We start from the raw sequence: 319 nt of genomic DNA, 5'->3' as shown, positions 1-319 counted from the left end.
TCTGGCGCCGGCGACCGCGTGCAGGTGGGCGGCGGCGCTATCGGCGCCAAGGTCCACCAGATAGCGCGAGCCATTTTCCAGCAGCAGGTTGCCGGTCATCGACAGCGTGCCGTAGGTCGTGGCCGCCCCCGGTGCCAGCGTGGCGCCGCTACGGAGGATGACACTGCCCAGCTGGCCGTCGCCGCTCAGTTCGGTGCCGGTGGCCAGCTCGGTCAGGCCGCCGAGGCGGCCACGCACGTCCAAGGCGCCGGCGCGCACGCGGGTGGTGCCGGTGAAGCCGCTGCTGTCGCCCGACAGGCTCAGCAGGCCCGCATCCAGC

The 319-nt window shown here is 73.4% G+C and carries 1 pseudogene; it reads right to left on the bottom strand.

Features of this window, described 5'->3' with window-relative positions:
• Nucleotides 1-319 (bottom strand): annotated as a pseudogene (locus EN846_RS34255) (hypothetical protein); the annotation flags it as partial.

Source organism: Mesorhizobium sp. M4B.F.Ca.ET.203.01.1.1 (assembly GCF_004791025.1).
GTDB lineage: Bacteria > Pseudomonadota > Alphaproteobacteria > Rhizobiales > Rhizobiaceae > Mesorhizobium > Mesorhizobium abyssinicae.
The sequence above is the reverse complement of the archived record's forward strand: the minus strand, read 5'-3'. Positions and strand labels throughout refer to the sequence as shown.